This is a genomic window from Pseudomonas sp. Irchel 3F6, assembly GCF_900187595.1.
Lineage (GTDB): Bacteria > Pseudomonadota > Gammaproteobacteria > Pseudomonadales > Pseudomonadaceae > Aquipseudomonas > Aquipseudomonas siliginis.
The window spans coordinates 369179-386668 of record NZ_FYDP01000001.1; the positions used below are offsets into that span (position 1 = coordinate 369179).

Below are 17490 nucleotides of genomic sequence, written 5' to 3' on the forward strand. Positions count from 1 at the left end.
GCCTGATCACTCCTCCATCACCTCAACCAAACCCCGATCCTCACCGAGGAAGCCGCCGCTCTGGTGTTGCCACAGCCGCGCATAAGTGCCGTTCTTCTCCAGCAATTGCGCGTGGGTGCCTTGCTCGATGATGCGGCCTTCGTCCATGACGATCAGCCGGTCCATGGCCGCAATGGTCGACAAGCGGTGGGCGATGGCGATCACGGTTTTGTCCTGCATCATTTCATCGAGGCTTTCCTGGATCGCCACTTCGACTTCCGAGTCCAGTGCGCTGGTGGCTTCGTCGAGCAACAGGATCGGCGCGTTCTTCAGCATTACCCGGGCGATGGCGATGCGCTGGCGCTGGCCGCCGGAGAGCTTGATGCCGCGTTCGCCGACCAGCGTGTCGTAACCGCTGTGGCCCTGCTTGTCGCTCAACTGGCTGATGAAACCATCGGCCTGGGCGTTCACCGCAGCGCGGTGGATGTCTTCGTCGGTGGCGTCCGGGCGTCCGTAGGCGATGTTGTCGCGGATCGAACGGTGCAACAGCGACGTGTCCTGGGTGACCATGCCGATCACGCTGCGCAAGCTGTCCTGGGTGACCTCGGCGATGTTCTGCCCATCGATGCGGATCTCGCCGCGATCAACGTCATAGAAGCGCAGCAGCAGGTTGATCAGCGTCGACTTGCCTGCACCGGAGCGGCCGACCAGGCCGATTTTTTCGCCGGGGCGAATGTGCAGGGTCAAGCCGTCGAGCACTTGGCGTTCGCCGTTGTAGTTGAAGCTGACATTGTCGAAAACCACTTCGCCGCCGGCAGGCTCCAGCACCTTGGCATCCGGTGCGTCCTGGACTTTCGGGCCGCTGGTCAGGGTGGCCATGCCGTCCTGCACGGTACCGATGTTTTCGAATAGCGACGTCATCTGCCACATGATCCAGTGCGACATGCCATTGATGCGCAACGCCATGGCGGTGATCGCCGCAACAGCGCCGGTGCCGACTTCGCCCTGATGCCAAAGCCACAACGCATAACCGCCGGCACCGAGAATCAGCGCGACCACCAGCGCCTGATTGACGATTTCGAACTGGCTGACCAGCCGCATCTGGCGGAACCCGGTGAGCTTGAAATCTTCCATCGCCGCACGGGCAAAGTGCGCTTCACGCTTGGAGTGCGAGAACAGTTTGACCGTGGTGATGTTGGTGTAGGCATCGGCAATCCGCCCGGTCATCGACGAGCGCGCATCGGCCTGTTCCTGGCCGACCTTGCCCAGACGCGGCACGAAATACACCATCGCCAGCCCGAACAAAACGATCCACGCCAGGAACGGCAGCATCAACTTCAACGCAAAGCCACCAGCCAGCGCAATGATCGCGATGAAGTACACGCCAATGCCGGGGAGAATTTCGATCAAGGTGAACAACACCTCGCGCACCGACAACGCAGTCTGCATGACCTTGGTCGTGACCCGGCCGGAGAACTCGTCGGAGAAGAACGACAGACTTTGCCGCAGCATCAACCGGTGAAAGTCCCAGCGCAGGCGCAGCGGCAGATTGATCGCGAGGATCTGGTGCTGGACCATCGTGCGTAGCGCCACCAGCCCGATGCTGACTACCAGCACAATGCCGATGCCCCACAACACGCGGCTTTCCTCGTCACCAGCAGCGCCGCCAGATTGCCAGGTCGAGAGCAGATCCACCACTTGCCCGAGGAACGAAAACAGCCATGCCTCGTAGATCGACACGCTGGCGCTGAGCAGGGCGAAGGCCAGGATGTAACCGCGCGCGCCCCGGGTGCAGGCCCACAGAAATCGCATCAGGCCGACTGGCGGTGGCGGCGCCTCATCGGGCGGGAAGGGGTCGAGCCTTTCTTCAAACAGGCGAAGCATTGCGGTCTCCGAAGTGATCAGGGTGTGGGGATTCTGCCATCTATCGGCGGCGTTGAGGGTTTCACTGCCATCATCTGGATGAACCCCCGTGCCTTGTCTTGACCGCAGACCGGCGCAGAAGCTCAACACAATCCTGCCAAGCGCAACCTTTCGTCGCTGATCCAGACCTGATGCTGCACGCTCATCAACCTCTTTGAACTCTCGCGCAAGCTGCTCCGTCATCTTCTATGTGGGGGCTCGAGGCAATGTTGCCGTGTAGCTCCGTTTTTCCGTTTTCAGTGAGAAGGCGAGGGGCGACATGAATACTTCAGACAGCAGGTCAGGGTATGAATCAGGTGATCCCAATGGCAAGCCTGAGCAAAGTTTTGATCATTTGAAGGACAACGTCAGCGAAGCACTGGGCGGTGCGCGGCAGCAGGCCGATGCGCAATTCGGCCAGTATCGCGACACGGCGGCCGAGCAGATCGAAGCCTTGGCGCAAGGGGCGAAAAGCTTTGTCTCGGAACTGCAGGACAAGGACACGCTGGGTATGTCCGACTACCTGACCGACATGGCGGATTCCATGACCGGGCTGGCAGGCAATCTGCGCGGCAAGAGTGCCGAGCAGTTGCTGCATGATGCGGCGGATCTGGCGCGCAGCAATCCGGGATTGTTCATCGCCGGCAGCATTGCCATCGGTTTCGGCCTGTCGCGGTTTCTCAAAGCCGGCACGGCCGCAGCAGCGACGGTCAGTGCCGAACACGATCCAGCGGCGGGCTCCACCTCGACGCCACCGCCAGCCGATTACGGCGCGAAGCGGCCCTATGAATCGTCAGTGCCGCCATCGGCCCACGCCAATCCGGGACTGGCCACCGGCATCACCCCGACCTCGCCCAGTGACAGCGATCACCCCTCTGATTTTGCCGCGGCTTCCGTACCGCACGCACCCGACGCCAAAGGAGAACTGTGATGAACAGAGATGAATCTGATCTGAGCGGGGCAAGGCCCCTCGGCCAAACGGATGACGCCTCCGTGGTCGGCCTGTTGCGACAACTGTCCCGCGAGGTACCGGCCTTGTTCACCAAGGAACTGGCACTGGCAAAAGCCGAACTGCACAACAGCCTCAGCACGCTGAAGGCGGGCATCGCTGCGGTGGCCGGCGGCGCGATCGTGTTCCTCGCCGGCTTCATCATTCTGCTGATGTCGGCGGTGTACGGCCTGAGCATGTTCATGGCGCCATGGCTGGCCGCGCTGATCGTCGGCGTGGTGGTGATGATCATCGGCTTCGCCATGCTGCAATCCGGGAAAAAGCAATTCGAGCCATCTCACTTCAAACCTGATCGCACCCTCGACGCCTTGAACAAGGATCAGGAAGCGCTGCGGAGGAAAGTCTCATGAAAAGCGAACTGGATATCGAAGCGGAAAAAAGCCCGGAGCAAATCGAGCGCGAAATCGATGCGCAGCGCGCCAGCATCGGCAACATCGTCGATCAACTGGAGAGCAAGTTCACCCCCGGGCAGATGATCGATCAGGCCTGGGGGATGATGCAGAGCAACGGCTCGACATTCTTCACCAATCTCGGCACCAGCGTGCGCAATAATCCGGTGCCAGCGGTGCTGACTTCCGTGGGCCTGCTCTGGCTGATGATCAGCCAGAATCGCCCACCCGTGCCGCAACCGACCTATCGCAGCGGACCGGATCAGGACAAGGCCGGCGAGTGGGCCGACGGTCTGGCCGACGGCATCGACAGTGCCCGCGCGCATTTGCACTCCACTACTGACTCGCTGAAGGACGGCTACCAGTCGCTGAAAGGCAAGGCCAGCCACCTCGGTGAAAACGTCGGTGCGGCGAAGGAAAACCTGAGCCATGCGATGCATGACGCCACTGATCGACTGTCGCGTAATTCGCAAGTGCTTGGCCAGCAGTTCAGTCACCTGCTCAAGGAGCAACCGCTAATGGTGGCTGCCGCTGGGGTCGCTTTGGGTGCTTTGCTCGGCGCGGCGTTGCCAACCACGTCCACTGAACAGCGCTACATGGGCCGCACCAGCGCTGGCATGGTCGACAAAGCCAAGCAAAAAGCTCAGGAAGGTTATGAAGCCGTGCGTGACACGGTGACCCGAACCACTGAACAAACCGAAGTCGAGACCAAACCGGATCCGGCGCGGCCGTCTTCTTCGGATCTGTCGCAGGGTCTGGGTACATCCTGACGGGGAGAAACAAGGGAGGCCTGTAATGGGCCTCTCTTCATCGTTGTGCGACGGTCATTCGGTGCGCCGCTGTGGTGAGCCAGCCTGTAAAAACGTAGCCTTGCCCCGGATCATTGTGGGAGCGAGCCTGCTCGCGAAAGCGGTGTGTCATTCAATGTGGATGTATCTGGTCTGGCGCCTTCGCGAGCAGGCTCGCTACTACAGGGATTTTGGTTGCGCTGAAGATTTTGGCATTGCCCCGGACCATTGTGGGAGCGAGCCTGCTCGCGAAAGCGCTGGGTCAGGCGATGATGAGGTTGAATGTGCCGACGCCTTCGCGGGCAAGCCCGCTCCCACAGGGATTTGGCTTGGATTGAAGAGTTGCGTTTGTCAGCGGTTGTATTTCAGTGCTTCGACAAACGCTGCAAACGCTGCCGAGCCTTGGCGCCGGTTCGGGTAGTACAGGTGATAGCCCTGAAACGTCGGGCACCACTCTTCCAGCACTTCTACCAGTCGCCCGTCGGCCAGATACGGCGCGACCAATTGCTCGGGCACGTACGCCACGCCGATGCCATCCACGGCGGCATTGAGCACGTGCATGATGCTGTTGAACACCAACTGCCCATCGACCTTCACGCTGAAATCCTGACCCTTGTGCGCAAACTCCCAAGCGTAAATCGCGCCGGCCGGTTGATGGCGGATGTTGATGCAGGCGTGCTCCGTCAACTGATGTGGCGTGGCGGGTTTCGGGTGGCGAGCGAAGTAATCCGGCGAGGCCACCACGGCCAGGCGCCAGTCCGGGCCGATGCGCACGGCGATCATGTCTTTGCTGATCGACTCACCGAGACGGATACCAGCGTCGAAGCGCTCCTTGACCACATTGGTGAAACCATAATCGACGTAAAACTCCAAGGTGATGTCCGGATAGTCCTGCAAAAACTTTGTAAGCATCGGCCGAATGCACAACTCAATCTGATCGTCCGTGCAGGAAATCCGGATCGTACCGCTGGGCTTGTCGCGCAATTCGCCAAGGGCTTCGAGCTCGGCGCTGATCTGCTCGAACAGCGGCGCAATCGAACGCATCAAGCGTTCGCCAGCCTCGGTCGGCGAGACATTGCGCGTTGTGCGAGCCAGCAAGCGGATACCCAGACGCTGCTCCAGCGCGCGGACCGTATGACTCAACGCAGAAGGCGTGACGCCGAGGCGAGCAGCGGCTTTGGTGAAGCTTTGATCCTGGGCCACCGCCAGAAAGGCCTGCAGGTCATTGACTTTGGCGTTGCTCATTGCTGAATTTTTCTCAAAAGCACATGAAGATTACCGCTACTAATCAAGTTAAGCCCGATCCGTCAAGCTTTGCAGCCTGAGTAACGGGGCAGAAGTGCCTCGACCATTTGTTCTTCCAAACAGGTTTTTGCATGACGGCCCAAGCAATCGACAACCCGACAAACCAGCCCATGGGCGTGTCCACTGCCGGCGAGCAACCGGCGTACTGGAGCGGCGTGTTCGCCATGACCCTGTGTGTCTTCGCGCTGATCGCCTCCGAGTTCATGCCGGTCAGTCTGCTCACGCCCATGGCCACGGACTTGCACATCAGCGAAGGCCTGGCCGGCTACGGCATCGCCATCTCCGGCGCGTTCGCGGTGCTGACCAGCCTGACGATCACCAGGCTTGCCGGTTCGATGGATCGCAAGCGCCTGTTGCTGCTGTTGACGGCGCTGATGTGTGCGTCCGGGCTGGTGGTGGGCCTGGCGCCAAACTACACGGTTTACATGATCGGTCGCGCATTGATCGGCGTGGTGATTGGCGGCTTCTGGTCGATGTCGGCAGCGTTGGCCATGCGTCTGGTGCCCTCCGCCAGCGTGCCCAAGGCATTGGCAATTTTTAACGGCGGCAATGCTTTGGCTACGGTGGTCGCGGCGCCGCTGGGCAGTTATCTCGGCAGTGTGATTGGCTGGCGCGGGGCGTTTTTCTGCCTGATACCGGTGGCGTTGATTGCGCTGCTCTGGCAATGGATCAGCTTGCCCGCGCTCCCCGCCGCGCCACGCGAAGCCAGCGCAGCCAACGGCTTTGCGTTGTTCAAAAGCCGCCGGGTGGCATTCGGCATGCTCGGCGCCGGCCTGTTCTTCATGGGCCAGTTTGTGCTGTTCACTTACCTGCGACCGTTTCTGGAAACCGTGACCCGGGTCGATGTTTCGGTGCTGTCGATGATTTTACTGGTCATTGGTGTGGCGGGGTTTATCGGCACCGTGGTCATCGGTTCCGTGTTGAAGAAGGGGCTGTATCGCGTGGTGATCGCCATCCCGCTGTTGATGGCGATGATCGCAGTGGCGCTCATTGGGATGGGCAGTTCAGTGGTCGCGACGTTCGTGTTGCTCGGCTTGTGGGGATTGATCGCCACGGCGGCGCCGGTGGGCTGGTGGTCGTGGCTGGCGCGCACGCTGCCCGACGATGCCGAAGCGGGCGGTGGGCTGATGGTGGCGGTGGTGCAGTTGTCGATCGCTTCGGGGTCGACCGTCGGTGGTCTGCTGTTCGACGGCAGTGGCTATCGGCTGACCTTCTTCGCCAGCGCGGCATTGCTGGTGCTGGCGGCGCTGATGACGTGGCTGACGTCGCGGCAGAAAGCCTGACTCAGCTCTCGGTATTTTCCACTGAAGCCTGCGCGGCTTCGGCTTCCAGCTTCAGGCGATCAGCCTTGCAGATGTATTTGGGCTTTTTCGGCGCCAGTTTGGCGTTGGCCTTTTTGGCTTTTTCCTTGAACAACTGCTGCAGCTTCTTTTGACGATTCATGTTTTTTCGATCGCGGGTGGAGAGGGTGGGAATCCTGACGCAAGGCCGAGTGGTCAGCAAGGAGAAATCCACTAAGCTGAGCACATTCCCCCCAACTCAAGCCCCCCCAAACCGAAGGAATCGCACATGAGAAAAGCTCGCAGATTGATTGTCGCGCTGTCTTGCCTCGCGCTTGTAGTCGGCAGCACGACGGCACTGGCCGACCCCGGCAATGGCAAGGGCCAGGGCGGCCAGGGCAACGGCAAGGGCAAACCGCAGAACATGCAGGATCATGGTAAACAGGGTGGGGGCGGTCAGGGCAATGGCAATAAAGGCCAGCAACACTCTGGCAATGGCGGCGGTGCTCCGAGCATTGATCGCGGCAATATTCTCGGCATCGTCGACGGCTATCGCGGCGAATACTGGAATCCGGGGCCAGCACTGCCGCCGGGCATTCAAAAGAATCTGGCGCGGGGCAAACCGCTGCCTCCGGGCATCGCCAAGAAGCTCGACGGGCGGCTGCTCGGCCATTTGCCTCATTACGACGGCTACGAATGGCAACAGGTTGGCACCGACCTGATCCTCGTCGCGCTGGCTACCGGGCTGATCTACGAGGTGCTCAACGGCGCGTTCGATTGATTCTGCAAAGAGGAGTGGCAGCACCTGCCGCTCCTTTTTTATTCATGCATAGCTGCATCAGTTGCAGCAATGAACTGCATTCAGGTTGGGTTGTTCGTTGAATGCTGAGCTTTCAGACTGAGCTCAACGGCTAACGAATGAATGGAGATGACCATGGCCAATGCAATTCGCTTCACCGCAACGGGCGCACCGGACGTCCTGCAATTGCACACTGTCAGCGAACAGGCCCCCGGGGCCGGCGAGGTCTGGCTGGAGCAAGCGGCGGTGGGCGTTAATTACCTGGATGTCAGCCAGCGCAAAGGTGCAGTGCCCGTGGCGTTGCCGTCGGGGCTGGGGCTGGAAGGCGCGGGTCGGGTGGCAGCGGTCGGTGCCGGTGTGAGCAATGTGCGCGTCGGCGATCGAGTTGCTTATGCCACCGGTCCCTTGGGTGGTTACGCCTCGGCGCGGCTGTTTCCGGCAGAGCGGCTGGTGAAGATCCCCGATGAGTTGTCGTTCGAAGATGCGGCGGCGGTGTTGTTCAAAGGCATCACCGCGCAGTATCTGCTGAAGGCGACTTACCCGGTCGGGCCGGGCACGACGATGCTGCTTTACGGTGTCGCGGGTGGTCTGGGGGAAATCATGGTGCCGTGGGCCAAACACCTTGGCGCAACGGTGATCGGTGTGGTGTCGAAGCAGGCCAGTGTCGACAAGGCTCGCGCGTCCGGTTGTGACGAAGTGTTGGTGTTCGATGCCGAAACCCTCGCCGCCGATATGTTGCGTATCACCGAGGGGCGCAAGGTCGACGTGGTGTATGACCCGATTGGTCGGGTGTCTTTTCAGGCCTCGCTGGACAGCTTGCGCCCACGCGGATTGATGGTCTCGTTCGGCGCGCAGACCGGCGCGCCGGCAGCGGTGGAAATAGCCACGCTGAACGCCAAGGGCTCGCTGTTCCTGACCCGTCCATCGCTGGCCGCGCACACTGCCACGACAGCCGAGTATCAGGAGCGCGCACAAGATGTGCTGGCCGCTGTTGCCGCCGGTATCATCACGCCGCAAATGCGCGCGCGTTATTCATTGGCTGACGCGGCACAAGCGCACGCCGATCTTGAATCGGGCCGATCATCAGGGGCGATCATTTTAAAACCATGAATCTGGATGTTCTGAGCAACCCGCACAGCGATGAAATCGCTGCTTTCCTGGCCGTCGCCGCGCAAGGCTCGTTTGTCGCGGCGGGGCGTTTGTTGCAGCGCCATCCGACCATTGTTTCCAAGCGCCTGGCGGCGATGGAAAAGCGACTGGGCGTGCGATTGGTGGAGCGCTCGACGCGACACGTGCGCATCACCGAGGCCGGCCTGCAACTTGAACAACGCTTGCGCGCGGCCGTCGAGTTGATGAACGAAGCGCAGCAACAAGCGGTGCAGGGCGCCAGCGAAGTGCGCGGCACGTTGCGTCTGGCTTTGCCGGCGGCGATGGGGCGCTTGTGGCTGGGGCCGCTGCTGCCGGAGTTTCTCAAGGCTCATCCGCATGTTTCGGTAATCGCCGATTACAGCGAAGGCCTGGTCGACATCATCGAGCAGGGTTTCGACGCGGCTATCCGCATCGGCGAGCTTGAGGACAATCGGCTGATTGCAAAAAAGCTCAGTGACCATCGGCGGATTCTTTGCGCATCACCGACGTACATCGAGGCCCATGGCATGCCGCAGACACCACAGGATCTGCTGCAGCACAATTGCCTGCGCTTCAGTGGGCTGGCGTCGTTCCCGCTGTGGCGCCTGCATCGCGGCAACGAGGTGCAGACCATCACGCCCCACGGCAACCTGACTGCCAGCGACAGCGAATCCCTGCTCGCCGCCGCCCGCGCCGACGCCGGCATACTCGGTGCCGGCCACTGGCTGATGAGCCGCGATCTGGCGGCAGGTCGGTTGATTCACGTGCTGCCCGACTGGCATCTGGATTCGGCGGGCGGCGTTTATCTGGTCAGACCGTCATCGCGGTTTCCAGCGGCGGCGGTGGTGGCGTTCAAGGAGTGGATTGAATCCAAATTCGATCCGGCGCCACCTTGGGCGGTTTGATCACAACCTGCATCAAGACCGACACTGACCCTGTGGGAGCGAGCCTGCTCGCGAAAGCGCAGTGTCAGTCATAGATGATGTGGCTGACCTGACGCCTTCGCGAGCAGGCTCGCTCCCACAGGTTTCGTGGTTTGCTAAGGAATTGCCGAACATACGTATATCCAATGTGGGAGCGAGCCTGCTCGCGAAAGCGCAGTGTCAGTCATAGATGATGTGGCTGACCTGACGCCTTCGCGAGCAGGCTCGCTCCCACAGGTTTCGTGGCTTGCTCAGGAATTGCCGGACATACGTATATCCAGTGTGGGAGCGAGGGCCAGTTTGGGCGCGCAAAAAAAGCCCGGCATTGCCGCCGGGCTTCGGTGTCTTCAACACTTCAAGCGGCGATTTTGTTGGCCGCCATTTCCTTTTTGTGGCTCGCCTTCATGGCTTCCATCTGTGCGCCCAGCTCCTCGAGCTTCGCCTTACCCAGAAGCTTCTGCGCTTTCGGGAACATTTCCTCTTCTTCCTCTTCGATGTGATGCTCCAGCAGCTCCTTGACCACTTTGACCCGACCGGCAAATTCCGGGCTGCCCGGATCGGTTTCCTTCAAATCAGGCAGCACCAGCGAATCCACGGTGCGGTGCTCTTCCTTGGCTTCGTAGTACATGATGTCTTCTTCCTTGCTGCCGGCTTCCTTGAACGCAGGGTAGAGAATCTCTTCTTCTAGGCGGGTGTGGATGGTGATTTCCATTTCCAGTTTGCCCAGCAACTCGACGCGTTTTTTCAGCGCGCGGTCGGTGGATTCACTCAGTTGGCTGAGGATGGCTTTGACTTTTTCATGGTCGGCTTTGAGAAGGTCGATGGCATTCATTTTTTGAGGCCTCTGCTTTTCACGGATTGAACACAGCGTTCTTTTTTCGCGCTGCTGTGTATTCAGGAAGAGGCTATCGCAGGACTCATGCCAACTTGCCGATCAAGCGCAACCCTTCTAAATCAAGGGCTGGCATCGAAGCAGGCACAATGCTTTCGTGCAGCCTGCAAGAAATCCGCGCGGCGGGCATTGCATATAACAAGCCCGGCAAAAGCCGGGCTGTGGTGATGCTTGGAAAGGGGCAGCGCTAGCCGCTTCAACGGTTAGCCTGGGAAGGCGAAATGCGACCGACATGCTTGGGTCCCGCCAATGCCCAGGCGATCAGGCCGAACAGCGGCACGAACACGATCAGCACGATCCACACGCCTTTACTACTGGATTTCCCCTCGCTTTTACGCACCCGGTTGATGGCCCAAAGCTCGATCAGCACGAGAATGACCGCCAATACGATCCACACGGTTTCGATTTGCATAGGCTTAGCTCCTGATGGTCTGTGCGTTAGGCGACGAGAGGGGCGTTGGGTTCATTCTTTTTGCCTTGGACAAGCGGGCGGGGTGATACCCGGTTGCAAAATAAATGTCTGATCGCCGCTGCGGCCTATATCCTCTGCGCCATACGTTTAGGCTGGAACAGGGACAGGGCAATGGCATTCAGGGTGATGGTCGTCGGTGGCTACGGCAATTTCGGCAGTATCGTTTGTCGGCATCTGGCGCTCATGCCAGAGATTGAACTGCTGTTGTCGGGCCGCGATGCGCGCAAGTTGCAGGGCAAGGTCGCTGAGCTGCAAGCGCAATCAGGCCGTCCGTGCGAAGGGTGGTGCGGCGATGCAATGGGCGCAGGTTTTCAAGCGGCGTTGCGAGAGTTGAATGTTCAGTTGGTGGTGCACACCGGCGGGCCGTTTCAGGGGCAATCCTACGCAGTTGCTGAAAGCTGCATCGGCGCCGGTGTGAATTATTGCGATCTGGCTGACTGCCGCACCTTCGTCAACGGCATTGATGTGCTCGACGCCCGCGCCAGGGAGGCTGGTGTGGCCGTGCTCAGCGGTTGCAGTTCGGTGCCGACCTTGTCTTCGGCGATCATCGATCAGCAGCGCTCACGTTTTGCGCGAATCGATTCGATCGAGCATGGCATTTCCTCCTCGGCGAAGATGCCGGGGCTGTCCACGGTCGAAGGCGTACTCGCTTATGCGGGCAAACCGATCAGGCAGTTGAAAAACGGCCAGGTTCACGAAGTATTGGGTTGGCTCGATCTGACCCTGCGCAGCATGCCGCAACTGGGCACGCGGGTGCTGGCCAATGTCGATGTGCCGGACATGGATATTTTCGCGCGCCGCTATGGCGCACAGACGCTGCGCTTCAAGGCCGGCGCTGGCCTGAAGCTCGGCGGCGTTGCCAACGCCTTGCTGGCGCAGGCCTTGCGCTTCGGGCTGGTGCGCGATCATGTGCGCTGGGCGGCGCGCCTGCATCGCCTGGGTACGAGGTTCGAACGCTTCGGTGATGGCAAGAGCGCGATGTACATCGATGTTCAGGGCATCGGAGTTGACGACCAGCCGCTGAGCCTGACCGCGCAACTCACCGCGCTGAATGACAAAGACCCGGAAATCCCCAGCTGCGCCGCCGTCGCCCTGGCAATCAAAATGGCGCGGGGTTATGCACCGCAACCTGGTGCGCGGCCGTGTGTTGGCGAAATCAGCGTCGATGAATATCTGGCGGCGATCAACGATCCGGCCAACTTGAGCCTGTCGGTTCAATTCTCCGATGGACAGCGTTGAGATGCTCTATCTCTGCCTGAAGTACCTGCATGTAATCGCGGCGATTTTCCTCTTCGGTTTCGGCATGGGCTCCTACCTCTACCTGATCGCCGCCAGCCGCAGCGGCAACCCGCAAGTGATCGCCCATGTCGCAAGGATGGTGGTGCGTTTCGATACGTGGATCACCACGCCGGCAGGGATTGTGCAGGTCATCACCGGCTATCTGCTGATGCGGCTTTCCGGGCTTTCGATGAGCAGTGAGTGGCTGCTGACGTCGCTGATCATTTTCTTCTGCGTAGGCGCACTGTGGCTGCCTGTACTGGTATTGCAAAAGCGTCTGCAGAAGATGGCGCTGAGCGCGGGCGAGGGCGGCCTGCCTCTGGATGATCGCTACGCGAACACTTACCGCTGGTGGTTCTGGATGGGCATTGCCGGGTTCGCCGGGATGTTTGTCATCGTGCTGATGATGGTGACGAAGATGACGCCGGTGCAACTGGTCGGGTTAACCGTGGGCTTTTAGAAAGCGGCTTTCATCATCCGCTGTTGGCAGCAGACAAGTGTCGTACCTGCCGAACAGCCGATAGCGGTTCAGCGCGATTCGATCGTAAGCCCAGTCACGCAGGCGGCGCGGGAAAATCCGCAGCAGTTTCAGCGGCTGCCAGCGCCCTGGCAGTTGCCCGACCACTTCGAGAAACGCATCCGAGCGTTCCCAGAACTGCCGGTCGCGGATCACCGCCATGGTGTCGAACTCATCCAGCGGCAAACCGGCCCACGCCAGCAAGGCCTGGCCCTCGGGCGATTGCACGGTCGCCAGCCGCACATGGCGCTGACGGTCATGGCGAATCAGAAAGCGCGCCCAGCCGTTGCACAGTTTGCACACACCGTCGAACAGCACCACGGTTTCGCCTGGCTTGAGCAATGGCGCGGGGGTGGGGCGGGTTTTCATGGCAGGCATCGGCGGATGTCCCTGGCGGCGATTGTCGCGATCATAACCTTGATCATTGGGCTACAGGAGTGGATCGCGGCGGTATTGGCCCGGCGATATGCCGTGCACGCGGCGGAAGGCAGCGCCAAACGCCGCGTCGGACAGATAGCCCAGTGAAGCAGCAATGGTCGCCACAGTGTCCCGGCCATTGCGCAAGCGAAACGCGGCCACGCGCATCCGCCAGCGCGTGGCATATTCGACCGGCGCTACACCCATGCAAGTTTTGAATAACGCGGCGAAACCTGATCGCGACATGCAGGCAATCTCGGCCATTTGCGTCAGGCGCCAAGGTTTTTCCGGGGCAGCGTGAACGGCGCGCAAGACGCCGGCAATCGCCGGTTCCCGTAGCCCGCCCAGCCAAAACAATTGTTCGGCATCCGCGCTGTTGATGTGATGGCGCAGCGCATGGATGAAGATCAGCCGCAGCAGGTCGTTGCACATCGCCTGCGAGCCGGCCTGGTGTGATGGCCACTCGCGCTCCAGTTCATCCAGCAGCCAACCGAACGACGAGGCACCTGTGGCCTCGGCGCGAATGATCAGCGAGGTCGGCAGCACGTCGAGCAGTTCGGTTGCGCCGGGTCCCGATAGCGACACGCTGCCGCCCAGCAGCTCGACTTCCTCGCCGACGCCAAACGTCGCCGAGACGCCGTCATGGGCAAAAACATCCGCTGCATTCACCGCCTCGACGTCGGCGCCGCTGGCCAGAATGAACGGCGTGCGCGACACCACAAAGCAGTCGCCGGCCCGCAGCAACTGCGCCGGCAAGCCCTGCATGCGCAACCAGCATTCGCCTCGTCGCACCACGTTGAATTTCAGTTCGATGGGTTGAAATCGCAGCGCCCAGACGCCTCCCGCTTGCAAGCGAACCGAGCAGGCTGCTTGCAACTCGGAGAGCGCCAATACGGCAGAAAGCGGATCGCCAGCAGGATTTTGGATGATCACGACAGAAACCTGGATTTATCAGACTGGTTCGTCCGTAGAGCTTAGCCAAGAATGAAGACCTTCGATAGCTCACTCAGGATTCACGCTCATGGCTACGCTCCAACAACCTGTGCAATCACCGTTCAACGCCGCGAGCACAGCGGCTGAAGTCATGGCTGGCATCGATCTGCGCGGGCAGCTCGCTGTGGTCACCGGCGGCTATTCCGGCCTGGGTCTGCTGACGGTGAAAAGCCTCGCGGCGGCGGGCGCGCAAGTCCTCGTGCCGGCCAGAGATACGGCGCGGGCAGAGGTGGCATTGGCCGGTGTTGAAGGTGTCCGCGTGACGCCCATGGACCTGATGCAGGCTGAATCGGTGGCGGCGTTCAGCCACAGCGTGGTCAGCGCGGGTCAGCCGGTGTCTTTGCTGATCAACTGCGCCGGAGTCATGGCCGCGCCGTTGCTGCGCGATGCCGATGGCCATGAAAGCCAGTTCGCGACCAATCACTTGGGCCACTATCGCCTGACCTGCGGCCTTTGGCCGGCGCTGGTCAAAGCTGGACAGGCGCGGGTGCTGTCAGTGTCATCGCGCGGGCACCAGATTGCCGGGATCGACTTTGACGACATTGATTTCCTGCAACGGCCGTATGACAAATGGGTCGCGTATGGTCAGTCGAAAACGGCCAATGCCTTGTTCGCCATGGCGCTCGATCGTCGCGGGCGCAGTCATGGCGTTCGTGCGTTCTCATTGCATCCGGGGCAGATTCTGACGGATCTGGCACGGCACCTCAGCACAGCGGAACTTGCCGCATTCGATGCGCTGGATGAGCAGGGCCGGCCACGGCTGGATGCCCACAACGGTCTGAAAACGCTGGAGCAGGGCGCCGCGACGGGATTGTGGTGTGCGACCAGTGCATTGCTTGCGGATTTGGGTGGCGTGTATTGCGAAGACTGCAATGTTGCGCCGATCAATCAACCTGAAGCGGGCCGCAAGGGCGTTGCGCAATGGGCGGCGGATGCTGAGCTGGCTGAGCGACTTTGGGCGGTTTCGGAGCAATGGACGGGGCTCACGGTGGCATAAATCGAGTCAAAGGACAAAAGCCCCTCACCCTAACCCTCTCCCGAAGGGAGAGGGGACTGACCGAGGTGTTTAGTAGAAATTCGCCGACCTGAAATACCGGGTCGAACTCAGTTCTTGAACAGCACCCAGATCGGCTCCCTCTCCCTCGGGAGAGGGCTGGGGTGAGGGGCTGCTCGATAGAGTTACTCTCCCAGCTTCGCCCAGAATTCCTCCGCCGAAGGGCTGATCGGTGCGGTCGGGCGAGTCAGGTGTATTTCCAGTGGAATGTCCCAACTGTCATCCAGCGCCCTGACCAGGCGCCCGTCGGCCATTTCCTGTTCGGTCAGGCTTTTCGGCAGCCAGGCGACGCCTTTGCTTTCCAGCGCCATCGACATCAGCACTGCCGCCAGATGGCTGCTGAACAGCGGTTTCAAATGCAGATAATCGGCCTTGCCGTGTAGCCTGTGGGCGACGATTCGGCCCAGGCCGGATTCGTGGGTGTAGGCCAGATAGGGCAGGGTTTCAGGCGACGTGCCGAACTGGGCTGAAGCACTCGCCAGCGGCACAAGTACGTCCTCGCCGACCTTCTTGCCAATGAACTGATCAGGCGCCAGTAATGGCGGAACGTCGGGGTGGCGATGGCATAGCAGGAACTGCACCTGGCCATGAATCAGCATCTGTTCGCACACGGCCATGCTGTCGGAATGCAGGCGAACCGCATCGATCGGCGCGCCACTTTCGGCACTGCGCAACCAGCGCGGGAAGAAGGTGAATGACAGCGAGTGAGTGGCAGCGAACTGCAAGGTTTTCGCCGCCATGCCGGCCACTTCCTGAGCCTCGGAGCGCATGCGGTACAGGCGTCTGGCCGCTTCCTGAGCGCTGGGCAAAATCTGCCTGCCGGCCTCGGTCAGCGTCGCGCCCTGCGGAGTGCGCACGAACAATTCCACGCCCATCCAGTTCTCCAGCGAGCGCACTCGGCGACTGAACGCCGGCTGCGTCACATGGCGCGCTTCGGCGGCCCGGACAAAGCTGCCGTATTCGGCCAGCGCTGAAAAATCCTCAAGCCAAACCAGTTCCAAGGGCAATGCCTCCTGTGCATAGGGCGCGGCATTAATAGCATTGGGCGGGTGTCGTCGCAACGCATAACGTTGGCCCACCACAACAAGAGGAACCCGTCATGCGTATCGTCGATATCCGTGAAAAAACCGTCTCCATCGCTTCCCCGATCGCCAATGCCTACATCGACTTTTCGAAGATGACCTGCTCGGTCGTCGCGGTCATTACCGACGTGATTCGCGATGGTAAGCCGGTCATCGGTTACGGTTTCAACTCTAACGGTCGCTACGGTCAGGGCGCGTTGATGCGCGATCGTTTTCTGGCGCGGATCACCGAGGCCGACCCGCAAACCCTGATCGATCACGAGAACAATAACCTCGATCCGTTCGCCATCTGGAAAACCCTGATGACCAACGAAAAACCGGGCGGGCATGGCGAGCGTTCGGTAGCGGTCGGCACCATCGATATGGCGGTGTGGGACGCGGTGGCGAAGATCGAAGGCAAGCCGCTGTATCGCCTGCTTGCCGATCGTTATCGCAACGGTGTGGCCGATGACAAAGTCTGGGTGTACGCGGCGGGTGGCTATTACTACCCGGGCAAGGACCAGAGCAAGCTCAAGGCCGAAATGCAGAGCTATCTGGATCGTGGCTATGACGTGGTCAAGATGAAGATTGGCGCGGTGCCGCTGGACGAAGATATCCGCCGCATTGAGGCGGTGCTCGAAGTGGTGGGCGACGGCCAGCGCCTGGCGGTCGATGCCAACGGCCGCTTCGATCTGCAGACCGGTATCGCGTACGCCGAAGCGATCAAGAAGTACAACCTGTTCTGGTACGAGGAAGTCGGCGACCCGCTGGATTATGCGCTCCAGGCCGAGCTGGCCAATCACTACGAACTGCCGATGGCCACTGGGGAAAACCTGTTCTCTCACCAGGACGCCCGCAACCTGTTGCGCCACGGCGGCATGCGCCCTGACCGCGATTACCTGCAATTCGACTGTGCGCTGTCCTACGGTCTCGTCGAGTACATGCGCACCCTGAAAGTGATGGAAGAGCTGGGTTGGTCTTCGCGTCGCGTGGTACCGCATGGTGGTCACCAGATGTCGCTGAACATCGCCGCCGGTCTGCACCTGGGCGGCAACGAATCGTACCCGGACGTGTTCCAGCCCTTCGGCGGGTTTGCCGATGGCATCCGCGTAGAAAACGGCTACGTCGGGCTGCCGGAAATTCCGGGCGTCGGCTTCGAAGCCAAATCTGCGCTCTATGCCGTCATGCGCGAACTGGGCGAGGGCTGATTCGGTTTTATCTGCGGCCTCGATTTCCGAGGCCGCACCTTCAGGCGTCATCCTCGACGCCAAAGCCACATGCCCACCACAACAATAAAATGAGGT

Annotated in this window: 19 protein-coding genes; 11 read left to right on the forward strand and 8 right to left on the reverse strand. The window is 60.7% G+C overall.

Translation table 11 applies throughout. The annotated features are described in order from the left end of the window. Window positions 1–6 precede the first annotated feature (6 nt). A complete protein-coding gene (locus tag CKW30_RS01640; protein WP_095179629.1) occupies window positions 7–1863 on the reverse strand; it encodes an ABC transporter ATP-binding protein in 1857 nt (618 codons plus the stop codon). A 298-nt stretch (window positions 1864–2161) separates the two neighbouring features. Between CKW30_RS01640 and CKW30_RS01645 the strand changes: the two genes are divergently transcribed. From CKW30_RS01645 to CKW30_RS01655, 3 genes are read left to right on the forward strand one after another with little or no spacing between them, the layout of a single operon-like run. Next, complete coding sequence (locus CKW30_RS01645) at window positions 2162–2812, forward strand: hypothetical protein (protein WP_095179630.1); 651 nt, start codon at window positions 2162–2164, stop codon at window positions 2810–2812. After that, entirely contained in the window at window positions 2812–3240 is a 429-nt protein-coding gene (locus CKW30_RS01650; RefSeq protein ID WP_052392217.1) for a phage holin family protein, read from the forward strand. The genes CKW30_RS01645 and CKW30_RS01650 overlap by 1 nt, the downstream gene beginning before the upstream one ends. After that, a complete protein-coding gene (locus CKW30_RS01655; protein WP_095179631.1) occupies window positions 3237–4049 on the forward strand; it encodes a DUF3618 domain-containing protein in 813 nt (270 codons plus the stop codon). The genes CKW30_RS01650 and CKW30_RS01655 overlap by 4 nt, the downstream gene beginning before the upstream one ends. A gap of 369 nt (window positions 4050–4418) precedes the next feature. Here the strand turns inward: CKW30_RS01655 and CKW30_RS01660 are convergent, their stop codons facing one another. Next, the gene (locus CKW30_RS01660) at window positions 4419–5312 is read right to left on the reverse strand and encodes a LysR family transcriptional regulator (RefSeq protein ID WP_095179632.1); all 894 of its coding nucleotides are present in this window, start codon (window positions 5310–5312) and stop codon (window positions 4419–4421) included. A 131-nt stretch (window positions 5313–5443) separates the two neighbouring features. On the opposite strand from CKW30_RS01660, the gene CKW30_RS01665 reads away from it, so the two are divergent. Beyond that, window positions 5444–6655 (forward strand): MFS transporter, encoded by a 1212-nt coding sequence (locus CKW30_RS01665; RefSeq protein WP_218192292.1) that lies wholly within the window; start codon window positions 5444–5446, stop codon window positions 6653–6655. A 1-nt stretch (window position 6656) separates the two neighbouring features. Here CKW30_RS01665 and CKW30_RS01670 read toward each other — a convergent pair whose 3' ends face one another. After that, entirely contained in the window at window positions 6657–6815 is a 159-nt protein-coding gene (locus CKW30_RS01670; protein ID WP_081932631.1) for a DUF2986 domain-containing protein, read from the reverse strand. A gap of 126 nt (window positions 6816–6941) precedes the next feature. On the opposite strand from CKW30_RS01670, the gene CKW30_RS01675 reads away from it, so the two are divergent. The 3 genes from CKW30_RS01675 to CKW30_RS01685 all read left to right on the forward strand — a co-directional run bounded on the left by CKW30_RS01675 (window position 6942) and on the right by CKW30_RS01685 (window position 9484). Next, on the forward strand, window positions 6942–7433 hold the full coding sequence (locus tag CKW30_RS01675) for an anti-virulence regulator CigR family protein (RefSeq protein ID WP_095179633.1): 492 nt from the start codon (window positions 6942–6944) through the stop codon (window positions 7431–7433). A 153-nt stretch (window positions 7434–7586) separates the two neighbouring features. Then, complete coding sequence (locus CKW30_RS01680) at window positions 7587–8561, forward strand: quinone oxidoreductase (protein WP_095180281.1); 975 nt, start codon at window positions 7587–7589, stop codon at window positions 8559–8561. Continuing rightward, window positions 8558–9484 (forward strand): LysR family transcriptional regulator, encoded by a 927-nt coding sequence (locus tag CKW30_RS01685; RefSeq protein ID WP_095179634.1) that lies wholly within the window; start codon window positions 8558–8560, stop codon window positions 9482–9484. Before CKW30_RS01680 ends, CKW30_RS01685 begins: the two co-directional genes overlap by 4 nt. A 373-nt stretch (window positions 9485–9857) precedes the next feature. On the opposite strand, the gene CKW30_RS01690 is transcribed toward CKW30_RS01685, so the two are convergent. Both CKW30_RS01690 and CKW30_RS01695 read right to left on the reverse strand, forming a co-directional pair. Then, a complete protein-coding gene (locus tag CKW30_RS01690) occupies window positions 9858–10334 on the reverse strand; it encodes a hemerythrin domain-containing protein (RefSeq protein WP_016774305.1) in 477 nt (158 codons plus the stop codon). A gap of 256 nt (window positions 10335–10590) precedes the next feature. Next, on the reverse strand, window positions 10591–10806 hold the full coding sequence (locus tag CKW30_RS01695; RefSeq protein ID WP_041480553.1) for a PLD nuclease N-terminal domain-containing protein: 216 nt from the start codon (window positions 10804–10806) through the stop codon (window positions 10591–10593). A gap of 171 nt (window positions 10807–10977) precedes the next feature. Between CKW30_RS01695 and CKW30_RS01700 the strand changes: the two genes are divergently transcribed. Both CKW30_RS01700 and CKW30_RS01705 read left to right on the forward strand, forming a co-directional pair. Beyond that, complete coding sequence (locus tag CKW30_RS01700) at window positions 10978–12105, forward strand: saccharopine dehydrogenase family protein (RefSeq protein WP_095179635.1); 1128 nt, start codon at window positions 10978–10980, stop codon at window positions 12103–12105. A gap of 1 nt (window position 12106) precedes the next feature. Next, window positions 12107–12604: a DUF2269 domain-containing protein gene (locus CKW30_RS01705; RefSeq protein ID WP_095179636.1), complete on the forward strand. Its 498-nt coding sequence runs from the start codon at window positions 12107–12109 to the stop codon at window positions 12602–12604. Here CKW30_RS01705 and CKW30_RS01710 read toward each other — a convergent pair. Both CKW30_RS01710 and CKW30_RS01715 read right to left on the reverse strand, forming a co-directional pair. Beyond that, a complete protein-coding gene (locus CKW30_RS01710) occupies window positions 12587–13039 on the reverse strand; it encodes a thiol-disulfide oxidoreductase DCC family protein (RefSeq protein ID WP_095179637.1) in 453 nt (150 codons plus the stop codon). The genes CKW30_RS01705 and CKW30_RS01710 overlap by 18 nt on opposite strands. 51 nt (window positions 13040–13090) lie before the next feature. Beyond that, window positions 13091–14011 carry an AraC family transcriptional regulator gene (locus tag CKW30_RS01715; protein ID WP_256584125.1) on the reverse strand — a complete coding sequence of 307 codons (921 nt, stop codon included), beginning with the start codon at window positions 14009–14011 and terminating at the stop codon, window positions 13091–13093. Window positions 14012–14099: 88 nt separating this feature from the next. On the opposite strand from CKW30_RS01715, the gene CKW30_RS01720 reads away from it, so the two are divergent. Continuing rightward, the gene (locus CKW30_RS01720; protein ID WP_095179638.1) at window positions 14100–15068 is read left to right on the forward strand and encodes an oxidoreductase; all 969 of its coding nucleotides are present in this window, start codon (window positions 14100–14102) and stop codon (window positions 15066–15068) included. 182 nt (window positions 15069–15250) lie between these two features. Here CKW30_RS01720 and CKW30_RS01725 read toward each other — a convergent pair whose 3' ends face one another. Continuing rightward, entirely contained in the window at window positions 15251–16126 is an 876-nt protein-coding gene (locus CKW30_RS01725) for a LysR family transcriptional regulator (RefSeq protein ID WP_056784881.1), read from the reverse strand. A 98-nt stretch (window positions 16127–16224) separates the two neighbouring features. Between CKW30_RS01725 and CKW30_RS01730 the strand changes: the two genes are divergently transcribed. Beyond that, window positions 16225–17394 carry a mandelate racemase/muconate lactonizing enzyme family protein gene (locus CKW30_RS01730; protein WP_095179639.1) on the forward strand — a complete coding sequence of 390 codons (1170 nt, stop codon included), beginning with the start codon at window positions 16225–16227 and terminating at the stop codon, window positions 17392–17394. Window positions 17395–17490 lie beyond the last annotated feature (96 nt).